This is a genomic window from Micromonospora sp. NPDC003241, assembly GCF_053589795.1.
In genome coordinates, this window is sequence record NZ_JBSFSO010000051.1 from 1 (window position 1) to 20,941 (window position 20,941).

Sequence of the window (20,941 nt, forward strand, 5' to 3'; positions counted from 1 at the left end):
CGGCGGGGCCGCAGTAGTAGAAGTTGGGCTGGGCTTCGTAGCGGACGTCGAGCTGACGCTCGCTGTTGCCCTTGCGGTCGGCCTGCACGGCGGCGACGGGCGGGCCGGCCGGTGCGGCGTACGCGGTGGTGATGGGGCCGGCGATGGCGCCGCCGGTGAAGGCGAGGCCGGCAGCGGTCAGGGCAGCCTTGCGGAAGATGGCGGTACGCATGATGTCTGCACCTTTCGTTCGGGGGTGCGCGCGGCCCACGTAGGGGGTGTGCCGGGGCCGTGCGAAAGGGGGGAAGTGCGATCGGAACCGTCGGGGGCCGGGGGGCCGCTCACGACGTCCGAGCCAGGTGTAACGCCGGGGGTTGCCGGGTCATTCCGACCCGGTCCCGGTCCCGGGGTGCGGCGCCGGGGGAGGCGTCGCGGTCATGCCATGTACAACCCCCGGCCCGGGCCGATGATTCCGCGATCGGGGTGGCCGAGGCCACCCCGCGATCAGGGATCAACCGGTCATACGTGCATGAACTTTCTCGGACAAACCGGACCTGGCGATCGAATCGGGCGGCCCATCGCGCCCGGAGCCGCCCGTCGCCGAGACCTCGGCACCGCCCGTTCCGCGCGAACCCGCCCACGCCTGAGGCGCGGTGTTAGCAGGGGTCCCCTGCTATGCACGAGGCGTTAGCAGGGGACCCTTCCTTACATCCGACGGAAGTCGGGGGGTGGGGATATCGGCGTCGGTCGGCCAGGGGATCTCGGGTGCGCGGTGGAAGATGATGCCGGCCCGGGTCCAGCGCGGGCCGTGCCCGGCCAGTCGTCGACAGAAGGCGTCCCAGTCGTGGGTGCGGCGGGGTGACCAGCCCAGCTCGGCGATGGCGGGTAGGCGGGGCAGCAGCATGAACTCGATCTCGGCGAGGTTCGTCACCGATTCGGTCCAGAGCGGCGCTTCCACCCCGAGCACGGCTTCGGCCGGTACGCCGGTCAGGTGGGTGGCGGGATCCCACTCGTACGCCCGGCGCACGTCGACGAGGCCGGCCCAGTCGTGTCCGATCGGCGTGTCCGGGGCGTACTTCATGTCCAGGTATGCGTGGTTGCCGGGGGAGAGGATCAGGCGGGCGCCCCGACGGACCGCGTCGGCGGTCTGTGGGTCGTCGCCGTTCGTGCCCCACCACTGGAGGATCCGCCCGTCGACGTGCCCGGCCGGGGCGATCTGGTGCCATCCGACGATCGTCTTGCCGAACCCGGCGACGATCCGCTGCACCCGCTCGACGAACGCGGCGTAGACGTCGGCGGGCACCTTGAACGCCTCGTCGCCGCCGATGTGCAGCCACCGTCCGGGGGTGAGTGCGGCGAGTTCGCCGAGCACGTCGGCGACGAAGTCGTACGTCCGCTCGTGTGCCGGGTCGACGTAGCTGAACCCGACCTCGGTGCCGGTGTACGGCGGCGGCGCGGTCCGGTCCGGGGCGAGTTCCGGGTACGCGGCCAGCGCGGCGTTGGTGTGCCCGGGCAGGTCGATCTCGGGGATGACGGTGATGTGTCGAGCTGCGGCGTATGTCACGATCTGGCGGTAGTCGGCCTGGGTGTAGTACCCGCCCGGTCCGCCACCGACCTCGGTGGCCCCGCCGACGGTGCTCAGGTCGGGCCAGGAGTCGACGGCGATCCGCCAACCCTGGTCGTCGGTGAGGTGCAGGTGCAGCCGGTTGAGCTTGTACCGGGCCAGGTGGTCGATCACCCGCAGCACGTCGGGTACGCCGAAGAAGTGCCGGGCCACGTCGAGCATGGCCCCCCGGTGCGGGAAGCGGGGCCGGTCGAGGATCGATCCGCCGGGCAGCACCCAGCGTCGGGCCACCGGGGTGGGGCTCTCGATGTCGGCGGGCAGCAGTTGGCGCAGCGTCTGGACTCCGTGGTGCAGGCCGGCGGCGGTGCCGGCGGTGAGTCGTACGCCGTCGCGGGTGACGTCGAGCCGGTAGCCCTCCGCGCCGAGGTCGGGATCGCCGGTCAGGTCGAGGGCGATGCTGCCGGCCGGGGTGGGCGCGGTGCTGTCGGTCACCGGCAGCGGGTACCCGGTGCCGGGGCGCAGCAGCGCGGCGAGCTGCTCGGCGACGGCCAGGGCGGCGGGTTCGGCGCTGACCCGGATCACCGTGTCGGCGGTGAGCAGGTGGTCGGCGGTGGCGTCCGGGGTGACCCGTTCCGGGGCCGGCACCACGTCGTCGAGCCGGACCGGTGCGGGCCGGGCGAGCTGGGCCGTAGCCTCCCGCGCGGCCGTCTCCGCCAGCTCCCCGGTGGTGCGTGCCGCCCCGCCGACCGGGTCGACGGCGGCGACCTCCCGAGCGGCGGCCTCCCGAGCGGGGACCGCGCCGACGGCGGTGCTCTCCGGCGCGGTGGGCGGCGTGCGGTCCGTCGTGCCGCCGGTCCGCGCGGCGGGTACGCCGGCGGGGCCGGTGCTTTCGGGCGGTACGGGGGCGGTGGCGGGGGGTGTGGACACGACGACGGCTCCGAGGGGTGTAGTCGCGGCGGTTCTGGCAATGGTGCGAGCGTGACGCTGCGTGCCGTCAAGAGTACGGGGAGGTCGGCCATTGCGTATTCGTGCACGTGGAAACGTTCCCAAAGACCGTGACGAACGCGTGTGGTCGTGATTGCTGTGCCCATTGTCACCGAATGGTCCCGAGGCTCGCGAAGTTCGCTTAGCCTTCGCCCACCGATCGGAAAAGTCCCCCGGATTACCAGTGGTCGATCCCGGGGTATTCGGAAACTGAACTCTCGTTAAGTGTCAATCCGGGCGCGTGGGAGGCTTTGGTGACGCAGGAAACGGTCGAACACAAGTACGTCTACGACTTCGCCGAAGGCAACAAGGACCTCAAGGACCTGCTCGGCGGCAAGGGTGCCAACCTGGCCGAGATGACCAACCTCGGCCTGCCGGTCCCGCCCGGCTTCACCATCACCACCGAGGCATGCCAGGCGTACCTCGCCACCGGGGTGGAGCCCGACGGGTTGGCCGACCAGATCGCGCGCCACCTGGACTCCCTGGAGCAGGGGATGGGCCGGCGGCTCGGCGACCCGGACGACCCACTGCTGGTCTCGGTGCGGTCCGGGGCGAAGTTCTCCATGCCCGGGATGATGGAGACCGTCCTCAACGTCGGGCTCAACGACCGCTCGGTGGTGGGCCTGGCCCGGCAGGCCGGCGCCTCCACCGGTCCGGCCGCCTCCGGCGGCAGCGCAGATTCGGCCGTACCCGGCGGCAGTGCCGACCCGGCCGCCTCCGGCGGCAGCGACAGGTTCGCCTGGGACTCCTACCGACGGCTGATCCAGATGTTCGGCAAGACCGTCTGCGAGGTGCCGGGGGAGGAGTTCGAGCAGGCGCTCGACGAGGCCAAGCGGGCCCGGAACACCACCGACGACCTCGACCTGGACGCGGACGACCTGCGGGGACTCGTCGACACGTACAAGAAGATCTTCCGGAAGCACACCGGGCGCGACTTTCCGCAGGAGCCGCGCGAGCAGCTCGACCTGGCCATCCGGGCGGTCTTCGACTCGTGGAACGCGGAGCGGGCGGTGGTCTACCGGCGGCAGGAGCGCATTCCGGCCGACCTCGGCACCGCCGTCAACGTGGTGGCGATGGTCTTCGGCAACCTCGGGCCGGACTCCGGCACCGGGGTCGCCTTCACCCGCGACCCGGCCAGCGGCGCGCAGGGCATCTACGGGGACTACCTGGCCAACGCCCAGGGTGAGGACGTCGTCGCCGGCATCCGCAACACCGTGCCGTTGCAGGAGCTGGAACGGATCGACCGCACGTCCTACGCCGAGTTGCTCGACTACATGGCCCGGCTGGAGCGGCACTACCGGGACCTGTGCGACATCGAGTTCACCATCGAGCACGGCAAGCTCTGGATGTTGCAGACCCGGGTCGGGAAGCGGACCGCCGCCGCCGCGTTCGTCATCGCCGGTCAGCTCGTCGACGAGGGCCTGATCGACCTGGACGAGGCGCTGCACCGGGTCAACGGCGCCCAACTGGCCCAGCTCATGTTCCCGCGCTTCCAGCTCGACCACGGGTTCCAGCCGGTCGCCACCGGCATCGGCGCCTCGCCGGGTGCCGCCGTCGGCGCGGTCGTCTTCACCTCGGCCCGCGCCGTGGAGCTGGCCGGCGAGGGCCAGGACGTGATCCTGGTCCGTCGGGAGACCAACCCGGACGACCTGAACGGCATGATCGCCGCGCGCGGCATCCTCACCTCGCGTGGCGGCAAGACCAGCCATGCCGCCGTGGTGGCCCGGGGGATGGGCAAGACCTGCGTCTCCGGCGCCGACGAGCTGGACATCGACGTGCCCGGCCGGCGGTTCACCGTGGCCGGGCGGACGGTCAGCGAGGGCGACGTGGTCTCCATCGACGGCACCACCGGCAGGGTGTACCTGGGCGAGGTGCCGGCCACGCCGTCCGAGGTGGTGCAGTACTTCGAGGGCGAACTCGACCCGGAGACCACGGACGACGCGCTGGTCCGGGCCGTACACCGGATCATGTCGCACGCCGACGCCGCACGGCGGCTGGCGGTACGCACCAACGCCGACACCGCCGCCGACGCGGCCCGGGCCCGGCGCTTCGGGGCCCAGGGCATCGGGCTCTGCCGTACCGAGCACATGTTCCTCGGCGACCGGCGTGAGCTGGTCGAACGGCTCATCCTGGCGCGGGAGGCGGAGGAACGGGAGCAGGCGCTGGCCGCGCTGCTGCCGTTGCAGCGGGCGGACTTCGTGGGGATCTTCCGGGAGATGGACGGGCAACCGGTCACCGTCCGGCTGATCGACCCGCCGCTGCACGAGTTCCTGCCCCCGCTGGAACAGCTCGCCGTCGACGTGGCGGTGGCCCAGGAGCGTGGCGAGGACGTCGCCAAGGAGGAGGCGCTGCTGGCCGCCGTACGCCGGATGCACGAGGAGAACCCGATGCTGGGGCTGCGCGGCGTACGCCTCGGCCTGGTGATCCCCGGCCTGTTCGCGATGCAGGTACGGGCGATCACCGAGGCGGCGGTGGAGTGCACCCGGCAGGGCGTACGCTCCTGCCCCGAGATCATGGTGCCGCTGGTCGGGGCCGTGCAGGAGCTGGAGACGGTCCGCGCGGAGGCGGAGCGGATCATCGGTGAGGTGGTCGGCGGCAGCGACGTCGAGGTGCTGATCGGCACGATGATCGAGGTGCCCCGGGCGGCGCTGACCGCCGGACAGATCGCCGAGGCGGCCGAGTTCTTCTCCTTCGGCACCAACGACCTGACCCAGATGGGCTGGGGATTCTCCCGCGACGACGTGGAGGGTGCCTTCTTCTGGCGCTACCTGGAGCTGGGCATCTTCGGCATCTCACCGTTCGAGTCCATCGACGCGGACGGGATCGGCCGGCTGGTGCGGATCGCCGCCGAGGAGGGACGGGCCGCCCGCCCCGGGCTGAAACTCGGGGTCTGCGGCGAGCACGGCGGGGATCCGGACTCGGTGCACTTCTTCCACTCGGTCGGGCTGGACTACGTCTCCTGCTCGCCGTTCCGGGTGCCGGTCGCCCGGCTGGAGGCGGGTCGGGCCGCAGTGGTCACGGCGGGCTCGGACAGCCGGTGACGCGGACGGGCCGGTGGACTGGCGGTCCGCCGGCCCGGCACCGGACCGGTGCCGCCGGACGGTGGTGCCGGACCGGTGCCGCCGGGCGGTGCGGTGCCGGGTTCACATCGGCGGGCGACGCCAGGTGATGTACGGGTCGCGGGGCGGGCGCCGGCTGGGCAGGGTGGCCATCGGGGTGCGTACCGCCAACGGGGCGTGCGGGTCGGGGCGCTGCGTCGGCAACGTCGGGCGGTGTCGGGCGGCGAGCGCGGCACCGGTCCGGTCGACCAGGCCCCGGGCCTCCTCGCGCAGCGCGACCAGATCCGCGCCCGGCTCGGCGACCAGGGTCAGCAGGGCGTCGCGGCCGGCGGGATAGGTGACCACACAGCCGGCGGCGGTGTGCACCACGGACTCGTGGAACTCACCGCGTCGGACGGTGGTGGCCATCCGGTGGCCGAGGCCGAAGCTGGCGGCGGCCAGGGCGGCGAGATGGGTGGCATCGGTCGTGGGCAGGTCGCTGGAGATCAGCAGGCCGTCCATGCCGGCGAGGACCACGCCGACGATCTCGGGGCGGCGGCGACGCAGCCCGCGCAACTCGGTGCCCATCATCGTTTCCGCGTTCACGAGCGTGTCTCTCCCACCGGTCGTGTCTCCGCCTCGACAAGTGACGTTCCGCAGTGGCGACGCTACCTGTCGGCGTCAAGTTAGGCGATCCCGTAACCGTCGGCAATCGGTCGGCAACTCTCGACTGATCGGAGGATGTGACCACGACAGGGGCACGTCGTGGCCGGGCCGCACCGGCCGACCGGGCGTAACCTGGGCTCGCCCGTGGACCGTCGTCGCGAAGGGTGGCCGGATGGAATCGCGTACCGCACTGCTGGGAAGCCGAGCCGACGGCCGGGCGGCGGTGCCGGCATGACCAGCGTCTGGACGCATCTGACCGTGGACGCCCGTGACCCGGGCCGGTTGGCCCGCTGGTGGGCCGAGGCGCTCGGCTACCAGGTGGTGCGCGAGCTGCCGCACGAGGTGGAGATCCGCGAGTCCGCCGACCGGCTGCCCGGTCTCCTCTTCGTACGCGGGAGCGGGGTCAAGGAGGGCAAGAACCGGCTGCACCTCGACCTGCGCCCGGCCGACCGGGAGGCCGAGGTGGAACGGCTGGTCGACATGGGGGCGCGGCACGTGGACGTCGGCCAGGACGGCGACGACTGGACGGTGCTCGCCGACCCGGAGGGCAACGAGTTCTGCGTGCTGCGGCAGGCGGGGGATTGAACGCTGACGGCGCCGAGGCGCGCTGGGTGGCGGAGCCGGCCAAGGACGCCGGCCACGGCCGGTCGCCGTACGAGCGGGACCGGGCCCGGGTGCTGCACTCGGCGGCCTTCCGGCGGCTCGCCACCAAGACCCAGGTGCACACGGCCGGCACCGACGACTTCCTGCGTACCCGGCTGACCCACTCGCTGGAGGTGGCGCAGATCGCCCGCGAGATGGGCGCGCGGCTGGGCTGCGACCCGGACGTGGTGGACACCGCCGGGCTCGCCCACGACCTGGGGCACCCGCCGTTCGGCCACAACGGCGAGGCGGCGCTGGACGTGGTGGCCGCCGACTGTGGCGGCTTCGAGGGCAACGCGCAGACGTTGCGCGTGCTCACCCGCCTGGAGGCCAAGGTGTACGCCGCCGACGGCACCTCGGCCGGACTGAACCTGACCCGCGCCGCACTGGACGCGGTCGGCAAGTACCCGTGGACCCGCCGACCCGGCCGGCGCAAGTTCGGGGTGTACGCCGACGACCTGCCGGTCTTCCACTGGTTGCGGGAGGGTAGCCCGGCCGGCGAGCGGCGCTGCCTGGAGGCGCAGGTGATGGACTGGGCCGACGACGTGGCGTACTCGGTGCACGACGTCGAGGACGGCATCCACGGCGGGTACCTGACGCTGGAGCCGCTGCGGGTCGACGCCGACGAGCGGGCCGGTCTCTGCGCCGACGTGGCCGCCGTCTACTCGGCCGAGTCGCCCGACTACCTGGAACAGGCGCTGCTGGACCTGCTGGCCGATCCGGTGTTCGCCCCGCTGGCCGGGTACGACGGCAGTCACCGGGCGCAGGCCGCGCTCAAGGCCACCACCAGCGTGCTGACCGGCCGGTTCGTGGCAACCGCGGTGGCGGCCACCACCGACCGGTACGGGCCCGGGCCGCACCGCCGGTACGAGGCCGACCTCGTCGTACCCCGGCCGTTGCGGGCCCGGTGTGCGCTGCTCAAGGGCATCGCGTTGCGGTACGTGATGCGTCGCCCCGGCGCGTCGGCACGGTACCAGCGGCAACGGGAGATCCTGACCGACCTGGTGGCCGTGCTGGCGCGGCGGGCGCCGGACCTGCTCGACCCGGTGTTCGCGCCGTCGTGGCGGGCCGCGCCGGACGACGCCGCCCGGTTGCGGGTGGTGATCGACCAGGTGGCTTCGCTGACCGACCCGGCCGCACTCTCCTGGCACACCCGCCTACTCGGCCGGAGCGCGACGTAAGGGGTGCGCGGTGTAACGGTGCGCGGTGTACGGGGGTGAGTGCAAGGGGGTGCGGTGTAAGGAAGGGTCCCCTGCTAACGCCTGGTGTATAGGAAGGGACCCCTCCTAACATCACACCCCGTCGCGCGCCGTCGGGGGCGGTCGGGGGTGGGGATCGGGCACCGGGGTGGACGACCCCCGGGCGAGTTAGGTTAGCCTAACCAGATGACGGAGCGCCCGATCAAGGTCACCACCGCCCGCGTGCTGCGCACCGAGCGGCCCACCGCGCACGTGATCCGGCTGGTGCTGGGTGGGGAGGAGCTGGTCGGGCTGCCGCTCGGCGAGTACACCGACACCTACATCAAGATCGTGTTCCCGGTCGACGGGGTCGACTACCCGCGCCCGATGGACCTCGCCGCGATCCGGCGCGAGCTGCCCCGGGAGCACTACCCCCGGCTGCGGGCGTACACGGTCCGGAACTGGGACGCGGCGACCGGGGAGATGACCGTGGACGTGGTGCACCACGGCGACGAGGGACTCGGCGGGCCGTGGGCCGCCGCGCTGCGCCCCGGCGACGAGGTGCTGTTCGTCGGCCCCGGCGGGGCGTACGCGCCGAGCCCGGAGGCGGACTGGCACCTGCTGGTCGGTGACGAGAGCGCGATGCCGGCGATCGCCGCGTCGCTGGCCCGGCTGCCGGCCGGCGCGCCGGCGTACGTCTTCGTCGAGGTCGACGGCCCGCTCGACGAGCAGCCGCTGCCCAGCCCCGGCGCGGTGGCGGTGACCTGGTTGCACCGGGGTGCCCGGCCGGTGGGTGAGGCGCTTGTCGACGCCGTCCGCGGGCTGGACTTTCCGCCCGGTGCGGTGCAGGCGTTCGTGCACGGCGAGGCGGGTTTCGTCCGCCAGTTGCGCAAGCTGTTGCGGGTGGAGCGGGGTGTGCCGCGCGACGCGCTCTCCATCTCCGGCTACTGGCGGCGGGGCCTGGACGACGAGGGCTGGCGGGCCAGCAAGCCCGACTGGAACCGTCAGGCCGATCTCGACGAGCAGGCTCCGGTCCCCGCTCCGGTCGGTTGATCAAGGGCTTGACGAGCCCTTTCCCTCGAACCCTGTTAACGTCATGATCCAATTGGGTTCGAGGTGCCCGAACCCTCCGTGACGTTCCCGTCCCCGTCGGCGGCCACTGCGTGCCGCTGATCCCCTGGTCCCGCCAGGGTGATTCGTGCTGATTGCGGCACGTGACGGCGCGGGAACCGGAGGATTGGTTCGGGGTGACCATGAGAGACGAGGTACCGCAGCAGCCCGATCGGACGTCCGGTGAGATCGACCGGATAGTGCTCGGGCTCAGCATCGGCGGAGTGCTGGCCGTGGTGGTCTGGGGCGTGCTCGCGAGCGACTCACTGGCCAGCTTCGGCGAATCCGGCCTGGCCTGGGTGACCAGCACGTTCGGCTGGTTCTTCGTGGTCGCCGCCAACGCCTTCCTGGTGCTCGCGGTGGTGCTGGCGGTGTCCCGGTTCGGCCGGCTACGGCTCGGCAAGGACGACGACGAGCCGGAGTTCAGCACGCTCGCCTGGATCGCCATGATGTTCAGCGCCGGCATGGGCATCGGCCTGGTCTTCTTCGCCGTGGCCGAGCCCATCCAGCACTTCACCACCCCGCCACCGGCCAGCGGCGTCGAACCGCAGACCGAGGCGGCCGCCGGGGCGGCCATGCAGTACACGCTGTTCCACTGGACGCTGCATCCCTGGGCGATCTATGCGGTGGTCGCGCTGGCGTTGGCGTACTCGACGTTCCGCAAGGGCCGGCAGAACAGCATCTCGGCGGCGTTCCGGCCGCTGATCGGGGACCGGGCCGACGGGGTTCTGGGCCGCTCGATCGACCTGCTGGCCGTCTTCGCCACCGTCTTCGGCTCGGCCACCAGCCTCGGCCTCGGCGCCCTCCAGATCGCCGCCGGTCTCGACCTGGTGCTGGGCGTCCCGGACAGCACCGCCGTGGAGTTGGTGGTGATCGCCGCGCTCACCCTGGCCTTCGTGATCTCCGCCTTCACCGGCCTGCACAAGGGCATCAAGTGGCTCTCCACCACCAACGTGCTGCTGGCCCTGGCGCTGATGCTGTTCGTGTTCGTGGTCGGTCCGACCATCTACACGCTGGAGGTGCTGCCCGCCTCGATCGGCAACTATCTGGACGACCTGGTCGTCATGTCCACGCGTACCGGAGCCTTCTCGGACCCGTCGTGGCTCGGTGGCTGGACCATCTTCTACTGGGCGTGGTGGATCTCCTGGGCGCCGTTCGTCGGTACCTTCGTCGCCCGGATCTCTCGGGGACGCACGGTCCGGCAGTTCGTGATCGGCGTCCTGCTGGTGCCCAGCGGCGCCAGCGCCGTCTGGTTCGCGATCATGGGCGGCAGCGCGCTGCGGATCCAGACCACCGGCACCCGTGACCTGGTGGCCGACGTCGCCGCCAGCACCGAGCAGGCGCTGTTCGGGCTGCTCGACGCGCTGCCCCTGGCGGCGCTGACCAGCGTGCTGGCCGTGGTGCTCGTCGGGTTGTACTTCGTCACCAGCGCCGACTCGGCCTCGCTGGTGCTCGGCTCGCTGACCTCGCGGGGCGCGCTCCGGCCGCACCGGGTGCTGGTGGTCTCCTGGGGTGTGCTGATCGGCGCGGTCGCGGCGGTGCTGCTGCTCGCCGGGGGGCTCGACGCGCTCCAACAGGCCACCATCATGATCGCGTTGCCGTTCGTGCTGGTGATGCTCGGGCTGGCCGCCTCGCTGGTCAAGGACATGTCCGACGATCCGCTGCTCAAGCCACCGAGCCGCCCTCGGCGCTCCGGCCTGGCCGCCGCCGTCCGCACCGCCCGCTCCTACGGCGAGGAGGACCCGCCGCCGGTCCGGCGCTACCTGCGTCGTCGTCCCCGCTGACGCTTCGCGGGTGTTAGGAGGGGACCCCTGCTATACCGCAGGCGTTAGTAGGGGGCCCTTCCTTACACCGTCGGTGGGGCAGGGCAGGATGTAGCCCGAGGAGGTGGCCGACATGGCGGGGCGGATCCGGGACGAGGACATCGCGCTGGTCCGCGAGCGTACGTCGATCGCCGAGGTCATCTCCGACACGGTGACGCTCCGGTCGGCCGGCGGCGGCAACCTCAAGGGGCTCTGCCCGTTCCACGACGAGAAGTCTCCCTCGTTCAACGTCTCACCCGCCCGTAACGTCTGGTACTGCTTCGGCTGCGGCGCGGGCGGCGACGCGATCAAGTTCCTGATGGACGCCGAGCACCTCAGCTTCGTCGAGTCGGTGGAGCGACTGGCCGAACGGGCCGGCGTGCAACTGCGGTATATCGAGGACGACCGGTCCGCCCCGCGCAGCCGCCCGCAGCAGGGCCAGCGGCAGCGGCTCGTCGCCGCGCACGCCGCCGCCGTGGAGTTCTACACCGCGCAGCTCACCACCGCCGGTGCGCGTACCGCCCGGGAGTTCCTGGCCGAGCGGGGGTTCGACCGGGCCGCCGCCGAACGGTACGGCTGCGGCTTCGCCCCGGAGGGCTGGGACCCGCTCACCAAGCACCTGCGCCAACGCGGGTTCAGCCACGACGAGCTGGTCACCGCCGGGCTGTCCCGACCGGCCCGCTCGGGCAGCCTGATCGACCGGTTCCGACGTCGGCTGCTCTGGCCGATCCGCGACCTGACCGGCGACGTGATCGGCTTCGGCGCCCGCAAGCTCTTCGAGGACGACGACGGCCCGAAGTACCTGAACACCCCCGAGACGCCGATCTACAAGAAGTCGCACGTGCTCTACGGCATCGACCAGGCCAAGCGGGAGATCGCCAAGCAGGGCCGGGTGGTGGTGGTCGAGGGGTACACCGACGTGATGGCCTGCCACCTGGCCGACGTGCCGACCGCCGTGGCGACCTGCGGCACCGCGTTCGGCGCCGATCACATCGGCGTACTGCGCCGGCTGCTGCTGGACACCGACGCGGTGGCCGGCGAGATCATCTTCACCTTCGACGGGGACGCCGCCGGGCAGAAGGCGGCGCTGCGGGCCTTCGAGGACGACCAGCGGTTCGTCGGGCGGACCTTCATCGCGGTCAGCCCGGACAACATGGACCCGTGCGAGCTGCGCCTGGCAAAGGGCGACCTGGCCGTACGCGACCTGGTGGCCCGCCGTGAGCCGCTCGTCGACTTCGCGCTGCGGCACATGCTCAACCGCTTCGACCTGGACACCGTGGACGGCCGGGTGGAGGCGATGCGCCGGGCGGCCCCGCTGGTGGCCAAGCTCAAGGACCAGGAAAAGCGTCCCGAGTACGTCCGCAAGCTCGCCGGTGACCTCGGCATGGAGATCGAGCCGGTGCAGCGCGCGGTGCTCGCCGCGGCCTCGGGACGTCCGGCGGATACGCCGACGCGTTCCACCCGCCCCGAACCGGCGGTGGACAGTCCGCAGTCGATGGTCGAGCGGGAAGCCCTCAAGCTCGCCCTCCAGGAGCCGGCGCTGGCCGGGCCGATGTTCGACGCGGTCGAGGCGAGCGACTACCGGCACCCGGTGCACGTGGTGGTCCGGGAGGCGGTGGCGGAGGCCGGCGGTGCCGCCTCGGCGGCCGGTGGCGCGGTGTGGATCGAGTCGGTCCGGGACGCCTGCACCGACCTGGCAGCCCAGGCCCTCGTCGGTGAGCTGGCCGTGGAGCCGCTGCGGATCGACGGCGAGCCCGACCCGAGGTACGTCTCGATCACCATGGCCCGCCTCCAGTGGGGCTCGGTCACCGCCCGCATCCGGGACCTCAAGTCACGGATCCAGCGGATCAACCCGGTCAACAACAAGGACGAGTACTTCGCCACCTTCGGCGAGTTGTTGTCGCTGGAGCAGCACGCCCGCGCGCTGCGCGAGCAGGCGGCAGGAGGGCTGTAGAAATGGGACTGTTCCGCCGCCGACGCAAGCTGCCGCAGGCCGACCGGCCACCGCTGGAGCGCGACGAGCGGGTGCTGGCCTGGTCCGCCGCCGGCAACGGCGAGGGCGACGGCGTGGTGGTGGCCACCAACCTGGGGCTCTGGCTGCCCGGACGCGGCCACCGGATCGGCTGGCACGACATCGTCAAGGCGGTCTGGTCCGGCCGGGAGCTGACCGTCACCCCCGGCGAGCAGGTCGCCGAACGGGACGGGTACGTGGTGGTCGCCGACTGTCCGGCCGAGCGCTACCTGCTGCTCGACCCCGGTGAGCTGCCGCACCAGATCCGGGCCCGGGTCACCAAGTCCGTGGCGTACACCCAGCACCACGCTGTTCCCGGTGGCGCCGGTCGGATCGTCGGCCGGCGGGTGTCCGGCGTCGACGGGCTGACCTGGATGGTCCGTTACGATCCCGGCACCCCCACCGACGCCCCGGACGTACTCGCCGAGACCGACCACCTCGTCGCCGCCGCCCGCGCCGCCACCACCCCCACCGACCTCTGACCCGCCGCTCCGGGTCCACCCTCATCCCTCAGCCCCGCCGCCTGGCTCCGGTGGCCGTCCTCGCCGTCCGCCGGTGCGTCCCTCGCGCTGATCGGGCGTCCCTCGCGCCGATCAGGCGTCCCTCGCGCCGATCATGGACTTGTGGCACCCGGAAGGATGTGTTTTGCCCCCTTCTGTCCTCGCCACAACTCCATGATCGGCGTGGGTCGGGTGGTGTGGGGTCGGGTGGTGTGGGGTCGGGTGGCATGCGGTGGGTGGGGCGGTGTGGGGTGGGTCAGCGGGGGCGGGCCCAGGTGAGGAAGCGGGCGGCCAGGGCTTCCGGTGAGGAACTGCCATCCAGGTCACCGGCGGCGTCGTACATCATCGAGCCGAGGTAGACGAGCAGGCCGGTACGGTTCTCCCGGTACTCGCCCAGCAATGCCAGCCGGGCCGGCGAGCACGGCCAACAGGCACCGCAGACCCGGCACCGCCAGGACGGTCGGGCCGCGACGTGGGGGCGGTAACGGGGCATCAACGCTCCCTGCTCCCGTGGGGTGACGACATCCACCGTCCGGCATTGGCCCGCCACCGTCCGGCGAGGGTGAGCCACCCCAGAGGTCCCGGCCCGTTGAGCGGAAGTATCTCCGTCGGGGCGCTCGCCCATGCAGGCCGCACGGCGGGAGCATGCCCGGCCGGTGGCAGCGCGAGGGCGGTCGGCAGAGGGCTGGTGTGCGCTCCGCGCCGGGGGAGCGGGGCGGGGGTGGCCGGTGGCGGGCATCGCCAGAACCGGAATCGCATGGGTGGGCCTCCGTCGAGGTGAATGGGGCGCCGGCCGAGTCGGGTACGCCGACGCCCCGGCCTGGTTCCGCCCGCCGTCCGATCCCGTGAGCGGTCCCGCTGCGTGACAGTCTGGTGAGGACGCGACTACGGTGGGAGGCTTGGCGCGGTGACGACGAGCGAGTCCCGAGCCGTCCCCAGGCGGTACGACGATGTACGGAGGGTGTCCGTGGACCGCTCGTCCATGCTGGAGCATTTCGCGGAGGAGTTACGGCTGGTCAGAGCCACCGCCGACATGTCGCAGACCGCGCTGGCGGAGGCGCTCAGCTACTCGGCGGCGCTGGTGGCGAAGGTGGAGACCTGCGAGCGGAAGCCGAGCCTGGACTTCGCCCGCCGCTGCGACGCCGTGTTCGGCACCGACGGACGCTTCGAGCGCATCCAACGCCGACTCAGCCGGGAGTCCGTCGTGCCGTGGTTCCGCGACTGGGCAGGCATCGAGGCAGAGGCCACCGCGCTGCGCTCGTTCGAGCCGCTGTGTGTGCCGGGGCTGCTGCAAACTGAGGCATACGCCCGTGCGTTGCTGTCGGGTGGCGGATTGTTCGCTGACGACGAGGTCGAGCAGCAGGTGACCAACCGGTTGGACCGCCAGGCGGCGCTGACCCGTGACCGGCCGCCCCTCTTTACTGTGGTCATCGATGAGTATGTCCTGCACCGCCGGATCGGCGGGCAGGAGGTGATGCGGGAGCAACTGCGGCACCTGGGGAAGACGGGCTCAGCCATGCCCCGGGTTCGGATTCAGGTCGTGCCGCTGGCAGCCGGAGCATATGCAGGGCTTGGCGGCCCCTTCGTGATCGCCACCTCGACCAACGGAGACGATGTCGTCTACCTGGAGGGCCAACGCCACGGACAGGTGATCGACCGTCCCGACTACGTTCAGCAGATGGTCGAGGTTTGGGAGTCGATCCGGGGTGAGGCACTATCGCAGCAGCAGTCCCTCGATCTGATTGCGGAGTTGGCAGAGACATGGAGCTGACCGGTGCCCGATGGCGCAAGACCACCCGCAGTGGTCCCGATGGAGGCAACTGCGTGGAGGTGGCCGACAACCTGTCGGGTGTGGTGGGCGTACGTGATTCCAAGGATCCGGCTGGGCCGGTGTTGGTCTTCGGTCCCGGCTCCTGGCGTGCGTTCGTCACCCAGCTCTCCGAGCGCCCGTAGCGGCCTCGGCACGTGGAGTCCGCGTCAATCTTGGACAGTTGCCGTCAGCTCCTAACGGCAACTGTCCAAGATTCAGGTGCGGGGCGGTGGGCGGATGGCGTCCCGATGACGGAGGTGGCGGAGACATGGAGCTGAGCCGCGCCCGGTGGCGCAAGAGCACCCGCAGTAACGGGCAGGGTGGCAACTGCGTGGAGGTGGCCGACAACCTGTCGGGTGTGGTGGCGGTACGTGATTCCAAGGATCCGGCTGGGCCGGTGTTGGTCTTCGGTCCCGGCTCCTGGCGTGCGTTCGTCACCCGGCTCTCCGAGCGCCCGTAGCGGACGCCGGAGAGGCCCGAACGGATCTTGGTGCGAAAGCGCCCCTGCGAGAGCACTTCCGCACCATGATCTGTCCCGTCCGACGTCGAGGCAGCGCAGCGGTTGTCAGCCGCCCCGGTAGTAGCGGGCGGCGCCGGGGTGCAGGGGGATCGGGTCGGTGGAGGCGGCGCTCTGGCGGTCGAAGTTGCGCGCTTCGGGATGTGCCAGGGCCAGGTCGGTCTGGTACGTGAAGAGGAGCCGGGTCAGGTCGTACGCCAGTTGTTCGGGCATGTCGGCGTTGACCAGGATCACGTTGGCGACCGTGACGGTGGGGGTGCCACTCGGCGTGTCGTAGGCGTCCTTAGGCAGCTCGGCGGTGGTGTAGACCGAGCCGTGTTCGGCGTTGAGCGACTCGACCAGCTCGGCGATCGGCAGCAGGGCGAACTGGTCCGGTGCACCGCTCAGCAGGTCGGCGATGCCGGGGGTGGGCAGGCCGCCGGAGAAGAACATCGCGTCCAGGCTTCCGGCGCGCATCCGGGTGACCGTCTCGGGCAGTGACAGCCGGGCCCGGCGTACGTCCCGTTCGGGGTCCAGCCCGGCGGCGGTGAGCAGCCGGGCGGCGATGACGTCGGTGCCGGACTTGGGCGAGCCGGTGGAGACCCGCTTGCCGCGCAGCGCCGCGAGGTCGGTGATCTGGGCGTCGGCGCGGACGATGACGTGGGTGTAGTTGCTGTAGACCCGGGCCAGGGCCCGGACCGGTTGGGGTTGGCCGTCGAACGCGCCACGTCCGGCGCTGGCGTCGGCGGCGGTGTCGGCCAGGCTGAAGGCGATCTCCATGTCTCCCTCGACCAGGCGGGTGATGTTCTCGCCGGAGGCTCCGGTCGGTTCGGCGCGGGCCTCGTAACCGGGCAGGTGTCGGCTGATGATGTCGGCGTACCCGCCGCCGAGCTGGTAGTAGACGCCGGTGGTGTTGCCGGTGGCCAGGAAGATGCGCCCGTCGTGCCACGGGCGGGGCTCCGGAGTGGCCTCGGCACCGCAGCCGGCGACGAGGGCGACCGCCAGCACCGCCGACACCAGACGCCGACCCCGCCCGCCAACCCCGACACCCGGCCTGCGACCTGCGGCGGCAGGCACGGGAGCGCAGACATCCGGCCCGGTCACGCCGGTACCCCGCCGTGTTCCGCCCAGGTCCGGGTCGCCGGTTCGAGGGCCTCGGCGACCCGCTGGACCAGGGTGGCCGTCTCGTAGCCGATCTGGCCCAGGTCGCATCCGGCGGAGGCGAGCACCCCGATCAGGGCACGGTCACCGACCGCCATCACCAGCAGCACCCCGCCGTCCATGTCGACGATCTGCTGGCGTACCCGGCCGGCGGACATCAACCGCGCCGCGCCGACGGTCAGGCTGGCCAGACCGCTGATCACGGCGGCGAGCTGGTCCGCCTGGTCGGTGGAGAGGTGGGGCGAGGCGGCCAGTCGCAACCCGTCGCCGGAGACGGCGAGGGCGTGCGACACGTCCGGAACCTGCTCGGCGAAGTTCGCCAGGAGCCAGTCCAGGCCGGCGCTGACGTTGGGCATCATTCTGGTCTCCCGGTGTGTCTGGTCTGCTGGTTGCGTCGCATCGCCTGGGCCACCCCGGCCGACAGGGCGGTGAGTCGGGCTCGGACCACCTCGGGGTCGAGCAGGTCGGTGCCGGCCGGCGGGGGTGGCGTGTCGTGCAGTTCGGACTGCAACCCGACGCCACGGGTACGCCGGGGCAGCCCGCTCGCGGTCGCCGCGCCGGCTGTCGACCAGGTGGGTCGACCGTCCGAGGGGGCGTGCGCCGACCAGTCCGGCGGCGGGTGCCCCGCCCCTGCACCGGGCCAGCTCGGCGGTGCCTGGCCGGGCCCGCCGCCGGCTCCGACGCCCGGCCCGACGCCCGGCCCGACGCTCATCCCGGCACCCGGCCCGACGCTCATCCCGGCACCTGCCCCGGCGCTCATCCCGCCACCCGACCAGCCGGACGAGCCGTTGGCGGCGGCGCGGACCACCGGCAGCGTCATCGTCGGGGCCCGGTGCACGTTGAACTGCTCCGGCGCGGTGCCCACGTCCACCCGGGGCCGCCCCACCCCGATGCCGCCGGGCGTACCGTCGGGCGACCGGAACCAGGCGGCACCCGGCGGCGTGGCCCGGGGTGCGGCGGACGGCCGTCCCTTGACCTCCTCGACGCGGGTGAGGATCGCCTCGGGGACCTCCACCTGGGCGACCGTGCCGGCACCGGCACTGTGCAGTCGGACCTGCACGCCGTGCCGCGCGGCCAGGTGGGCCACCACGTGCAGGCCCATGCTGCCGGCCGCCGCGCTGGACAGGACGGCGGGTGCGCGCAGCCGCTCGTTGATCTCGGCCAGCCGGCCTTCGCCGATGCCGATGCCCTGGTCGTGTACGCGCAACGTGAGCCCGTCGACGGTACGTCGACCGTCGACGTGCACGGGTGCGTGCGGCGGGGAGTAGGCGGTGGCGTTCTCCAGCAGCTCGGCGAGGAGGTGGACGAGGTTGCCCACGGCTGAGCCGTGCACCGCGGCGGCCGGTACGTCGATCTCGACCCGGGCGTACTCCTCGATCTCCGACGCGGCACCCCGGACCACGTCGGCCAGCAGGTGCGGGCCCTCGTGCGAGCGGCCCGGCTCGCCACCGGCGAGGACCAGCAGGTTCTCGCCGTTACGCCGCATCCGGGCGGCCAGGTGGTCGAGCGCGAAGAGCCGGGCCAGCGCGTCGGGATCGGTCTCCTCCTGCTCGAACTCGTCGAGCAGGCGCAACTGCCGGGTGATCAGCGTACGGATCCGGCGGGCCAGCGCCTCGACCATCCGGGTCACGTCCATGCGCAGCTCGGCCTGCTCACCGGCGAGCCGCAGGGCGGCCCGGTTGACCGTGTCGAACGCCTCCGCCACCTGGGCGATCTCGTCGCGCCCGCGACTGATCCCGGCGGTGGCCTGGGAGGCCGGACCGGCACCGGAACCGCTGTCGCCGGCCGAGATCGCGGTGATCCGCTCGGGCAGTTCCCGGTGCGCCATGGTCAACGCGGCCACCCGCAGCCGCCGCAGCCGGCGGCTGGTGCGTACCGCAAGCATCGCGGCGGCGACCAGCGAGGCCAGCGCCAGCGCACCGGTGGAGCCACCGGTGACCAGGGCCCGCTGGCGGGCGTCGGCGGCCAACGCGGCGGCCCGCCGGTCGAGTTCGTCGGAGAGTTCGCGGCCCAGCAGGTTGTACCGGCGGATGGTGCCGCTCTGCGCCACGAACCAGGCGTCGCCGTCGGTGTCGAGCGCGGCCGGCTCGCGGTCCGCGTTCAGCGCGCTGTCGCGCATCCGCCGAGCGGTGGAGACGTCACTGCTCTCCATCAAGCGGGTGTACGCGGCCGTGGCGCCCGCACCGGCGATCCGCGAGAACTCGGCCTGGCGCTGTTCCGCCGCGCCCCGCAGTCGGCCCAGCCGGACCAGTTCGCCCTCGGCCAGCTCGCCCCGGACGAAGACGGTCCGCAGCAGGTCCCGTTCCAGCGACGCCAGGTGCTCCTGGGCGGCGACCGCGGCCACCTCGCGGGCCCGGTTGGCCAGCTCCGGGTCGCGGACCTGGGCGGGCAGCGCGTCGGCGACCGTGAGCAGCGACTCCACCAGCGCCACGTAGGTCGGGTCGGCGGTCGCGGAGCCCAGCGCGGCCACCCGGGCCTCGTCGAGCTGGACGAGGTGTTCGTCCACGCCGTCCAGTGAACGGCCCAGGTCGGGAGCGGCCCGCCGGGCGTCCCCGCTGGCCGACCGGTACCGCGTCACGGCCTCGTCGACCCGCTGCCGCTGGGCGTCGACCAGCTGCCGGCCGGAGGTCCCGCCGCGCTGACGCAGGGCTGCCGTCTCGCCGAGTTCCCGCTCCACCTCGTGCACCAGTGACACGGTGGCGGTGGCGGTGCCGGCCAGCACCCGGGCGCGTTCGGCGTCGCGGGTGGTCGACAGGGCGCTGTCGGTCTGGATCGCGCCCAGGGCGAGCAGTCCGGCGGTGGCGACGAGGATCGGTGCGAGGAGCTGCGTACGCACCGACCACAGTCGACCGGTGTGATCGGACGGACGGTTGTGCCGGCGTACGCGCGCCAGTGAGGGCAGCGGCACGGGGGTCTCCCGAGGTAGGGGTGGCCGGGCCGGGCCCACGGGAGGCACCGGCCCGGCCAGGGTGGGTCAGCTCGCGCCGAGGTCCTGCAACGCCTTGTCCGCCCCCCGGTGCAGACCGACCGGGTCGGTCTTGCGGGCGGTGTCCAGAGCGATGCCCTTGGCAGCGGGGTTGGCCTGGGCCAGCGCGTCCTTCTTCTCGAACACCGTCCGAGTGATCGCGCAGGCCACGTTGGCGTCCAGGTCCTTGCGGACGAGCAGCACGTTGGGGACCACGATGGTCGGGGTGTCCGCCACAGTGGAGTACACGTCCTTGCCGATCGTGCCGGCCTGGTACGCGGGGTTCAGTTCGCTCATCTTAGGCAACAACGGCGTGATGTCGATGAACTTGACCTTGTCCCCGGCCGTGGTGAAGAGGTCCGTCACACCACCAGTGGGTACGCCGCCGGACCAGAAGAATCCGTCCAGGCTGCCGTCCTTGACGCCCTCGACCGTCTTGGTCAGGTCCAGACGCTGCGCCTGGACGTCGGCGGCCGGGTCGAGTCCGGCGGCCTCCAGCAGGCGGTTCGCGATGACCTCGGTGCCGGACTTGGGGGAGCCGGTGGAGATCTTCTTGCCCTTCATGTCGGCCACGGAGTTGATTCCCGCGTCGGCCCGGACGACCACCTGGGTGTAGTTGTCGTAGATCCGGGCCAGTGCCTCGACCGGCTGCGGCGCGGTGAAGGTGCCCTTGCCCTGCACCGCGTTGACGGCGGTGTCGAAGAGCGAGAACGCCACGTCGTACTGGCCGCCGACGAGCTGTTCGATGTTCTGCACCGACGCGCCGGTCTCGGCCGCCGTGCCGGTGAGCCGACCCTCGGTGCTGTTCGAGAGCTGCCCGGCCAGGGCGTTGCCGACCACGTAGTAGACGCCGGTGGCGTTGCCGGTGGCGATGCCCACCCGGGTGTTCTCGGCCACCTCGCAGGTGACGGCGTTCGCGGTGTCGTCCGTGGCGGCGGCGCCCTGACGGCCGCCGCAACCTGCGGTGCCGGCCGCGACGAGGGCGAGTGCTCCCACTCCCGCCACGAGCCGCACGTTGATCCGTCCCACTCTTGC

17 protein-coding genes and 1 pseudogene are annotated in these 20,941 nt (G+C 72.2%); 10 read left to right on the forward strand and 8 right to left on the reverse strand.

Translation table 11 applies throughout. The features are described 5' to 3' along the window. Window positions 1-211: pseudogene (locus ACWDVW_RS28085) on the reverse strand (C39 family peptidase); the annotation flags it as partial. Between the two features lie 441 nt (window positions 212-652). Continuing rightward, the gene (locus ACWDVW_RS28090) at window positions 653-2,470 is read right to left on the reverse strand and encodes a beta-N-acetylhexosaminidase (protein WP_449954679.1); all 1,818 of its coding nucleotides are present in this window, start codon (window positions 2,468-2,470) and stop codon (window positions 653-655) included. A 308-nt stretch (window positions 2,471-2,778) separates the two neighbouring features. Here ACWDVW_RS28090 and ppdK point away from each other — a divergent pair, with 308 nt between their 5' ends. After that, a complete protein-coding gene (gene ppdK, locus ACWDVW_RS28095; RefSeq protein ID WP_449954682.1) occupies window positions 2,779-5,568 on the forward strand; it encodes a pyruvate, phosphate dikinase in 2,790 nt (929 codons plus the stop codon). Window positions 5,569-5,670: 102 nt separating this feature from the next. On the opposite strand, the gene ACWDVW_RS28100 is transcribed toward ppdK, so the two are convergent. Continuing rightward, window positions 5,671-6,171, reverse strand: a complete 501-nt coding sequence (locus tag ACWDVW_RS28100; RefSeq protein WP_449954686.1) for a roadblock/LC7 domain-containing protein — start codon at window positions 6,169-6,171, stop codon at window positions 5,671-5,673. A gap of 291 nt (window positions 6,172-6,462) precedes the next feature. Between ACWDVW_RS28100 and ACWDVW_RS28105 the strand changes: the two genes are divergently transcribed. The 6 genes from ACWDVW_RS28105 to ACWDVW_RS28130 all read left to right on the forward strand — a co-directional run bounded on the left by ACWDVW_RS28105 (window position 6,463) and on the right by ACWDVW_RS28130 (window position 13,456). Continuing rightward, on the forward strand, window positions 6,463-6,816 hold the full coding sequence (locus ACWDVW_RS28105; RefSeq protein WP_449954688.1) for a VOC family protein: 354 nt from the start codon (window positions 6,463-6,465) through the stop codon (window positions 6,814-6,816). After that, entirely contained in the window at window positions 6,813-8,054 is a 1,242-nt protein-coding gene (locus tag ACWDVW_RS28110) for a deoxyguanosinetriphosphate triphosphohydrolase (protein ID WP_449954691.1), read from the forward strand. The genes ACWDVW_RS28105 and ACWDVW_RS28110 overlap by 4 nt, the downstream gene beginning before the upstream one ends. A gap of 204 nt (window positions 8,055-8,258) precedes the next feature. Then, window positions 8,259-9,104, forward strand: coding sequence for a siderophore-interacting protein (locus ACWDVW_RS28115; RefSeq protein WP_350698288.1), 846 nt, complete (start codon window positions 8,259-8,261; stop codon window positions 9,102-9,104). Window positions 9,105-9,304: 200 nt separating this feature from the next. Further along, the gene (locus ACWDVW_RS28120; protein ID WP_449954767.1) at window positions 9,305-10,945 is read left to right on the forward strand and encodes a BCCT family transporter; all 1,641 of its coding nucleotides are present in this window, start codon (window positions 9,305-9,307) and stop codon (window positions 10,943-10,945) included. 112 nt (window positions 10,946-11,057) lie between these two features. Further along, window positions 11,058-12,917 (forward strand): DNA primase, encoded by a 1,860-nt coding sequence (dnaG, locus tag ACWDVW_RS28125; RefSeq protein WP_449954693.1) that lies wholly within the window; start codon window positions 11,058-11,060, stop codon window positions 12,915-12,917. A gap of 2 nt (window positions 12,918-12,919) precedes the next feature. Further along, window positions 12,920-13,456: a hypothetical protein gene (locus ACWDVW_RS28130; RefSeq protein WP_396753063.1), complete on the forward strand. Its 537-nt coding sequence runs from the start codon at window positions 12,920-12,922 to the stop codon at window positions 13,454-13,456. Window positions 13,457-13,730: 274 nt separating this feature from the next. Here ACWDVW_RS28130 and ACWDVW_RS28135 read toward each other — a convergent pair whose 3' ends face one another. Further along, on the reverse strand, window positions 13,731-13,967 hold the full coding sequence (locus ACWDVW_RS28135; RefSeq protein ID WP_449954696.1) for a flavin reductase: 237 nt from the start codon (window positions 13,965-13,967) through the stop codon (window positions 13,731-13,733). Between the two features lie 474 nt (window positions 13,968-14,441). Here ACWDVW_RS28135 and ACWDVW_RS28140 point away from each other — a divergent pair, with 474 nt between their 5' ends. The 3 genes from ACWDVW_RS28140 to ACWDVW_RS28150 all read left to right on the forward strand — a co-directional run bounded on the left by ACWDVW_RS28140 (window position 14,442) and on the right by ACWDVW_RS28150 (window position 15,744). After that, a complete protein-coding gene (locus ACWDVW_RS28140) occupies window positions 14,442-15,245 on the forward strand; it encodes a helix-turn-helix domain-containing protein (RefSeq protein ID WP_449954699.1) in 804 nt (267 codons plus the stop codon). Then, the gene (locus tag ACWDVW_RS28145; protein ID WP_449954702.1) at window positions 15,236-15,427 is read left to right on the forward strand and encodes a DUF397 domain-containing protein; all 192 of its coding nucleotides are present in this window, start codon (window positions 15,236-15,238) and stop codon (window positions 15,425-15,427) included. Before ACWDVW_RS28140 ends, ACWDVW_RS28145 begins: the two co-directional genes overlap by 10 nt. A gap of 125 nt (window positions 15,428-15,552) precedes the next feature. Next, window positions 15,553-15,744: a DUF397 domain-containing protein gene (locus tag ACWDVW_RS28150; protein ID WP_449954704.1), complete on the forward strand. Its 192-nt coding sequence runs from the start codon at window positions 15,553-15,555 to the stop codon at window positions 15,742-15,744. Between the two features lie 105 nt (window positions 15,745-15,849). Here ACWDVW_RS28150 and ACWDVW_RS28155 read toward each other — a convergent pair whose 3' ends face one another. The 4 genes from ACWDVW_RS28155 to ACWDVW_RS28170 form a co-directional block, all read right to left on the reverse strand. Further along, window positions 15,850-16,797 carry a TAXI family TRAP transporter solute-binding subunit gene (locus ACWDVW_RS28155; RefSeq protein ID WP_449954707.1) on the reverse strand — a complete coding sequence of 316 codons (948 nt, stop codon included), beginning with the start codon at window positions 16,795-16,797 and terminating at the stop codon, window positions 15,850-15,852. 83 nt (window positions 16,798-16,880) lie between these two features. Then, window positions 16,881-17,300 (reverse strand): roadblock/LC7 domain-containing protein, encoded by a 420-nt coding sequence (locus tag ACWDVW_RS28160; RefSeq protein WP_117231037.1) that lies wholly within the window; start codon window positions 17,298-17,300, stop codon window positions 16,881-16,883. Further along, the gene (locus ACWDVW_RS28165; RefSeq protein ID WP_449954710.1) at window positions 17,297-19,777 is read right to left on the reverse strand and encodes a sensor histidine kinase; all 2,481 of its coding nucleotides are present in this window, start codon (window positions 19,775-19,777) and stop codon (window positions 17,297-17,299) included. Before ACWDVW_RS28165 ends, ACWDVW_RS28160 begins: the two co-directional genes overlap by 4 nt. Before the next feature lie 138 nt (window positions 19,778-19,915). Continuing rightward, on the reverse strand, window positions 19,916-20,935 hold the full coding sequence (locus tag ACWDVW_RS28170; RefSeq protein ID WP_449954713.1) for a TAXI family TRAP transporter solute-binding subunit: 1,020 nt from the start codon (window positions 20,933-20,935) through the stop codon (window positions 19,916-19,918). Window positions 20,936-20,941: the final 6 nt, after the last annotated feature.

Bases quoted from the DNA above. Each gene is read 5' to 3' on its own strand.
- ACWDVW_RS28105 (WP_449954688.1), top strand. From the start codon at position 6,463: ATGACCAGCGTCTGGACGCATCTGACCGTGGACGCCCGTGACCCGGGC.
- ACWDVW_RS28115 (WP_350698288.1), top strand. From the start codon at position 8,259: ATGACGGAGCGCCCGATCAAGGTCACCACCGCCCGCGTGCTGCGCACC.
- ACWDVW_RS28120 (WP_449954767.1), top strand. From the start codon at position 9,305: ATGAGAGACGAGGTACCGCAGCAGCCCGATCGGACGTCCGGTGAGATC.
- dnaG (WP_449954693.1), top strand. From the start codon at position 11,058: ATGGCGGGGCGGATCCGGGACGAGGACATCGCGCTGGTCCGCGAGCGT.
- ACWDVW_RS28130 (WP_396753063.1), top strand. From the start codon at position 12,920: ATGGGACTGTTCCGCCGCCGACGCAAGCTGCCGCAGGCCGACCGGCCA.
- ACWDVW_RS28135 (WP_449954696.1), bottom strand. From the start codon at position 13,967: ATGCCCCGTTACCGCCCCCACGTCGCGGCCCGACCGTCCTGGCGGTGC.
- ACWDVW_RS28145 (WP_449954702.1), top strand. From the start codon at position 15,236: ATGGAGCTGACCGGTGCCCGATGGCGCAAGACCACCCGCAGTGGTCCC.
- ACWDVW_RS28150 (WP_449954704.1), top strand. From the start codon at position 15,553: ATGGAGCTGAGCCGCGCCCGGTGGCGCAAGAGCACCCGCAGTAACGGG.
- ACWDVW_RS28160 (WP_117231037.1), bottom strand. From the start codon at position 17,300: ATGATGCCCAACGTCAGCGCCGGCCTGGACTGGCTCCTGGCGAACTTC.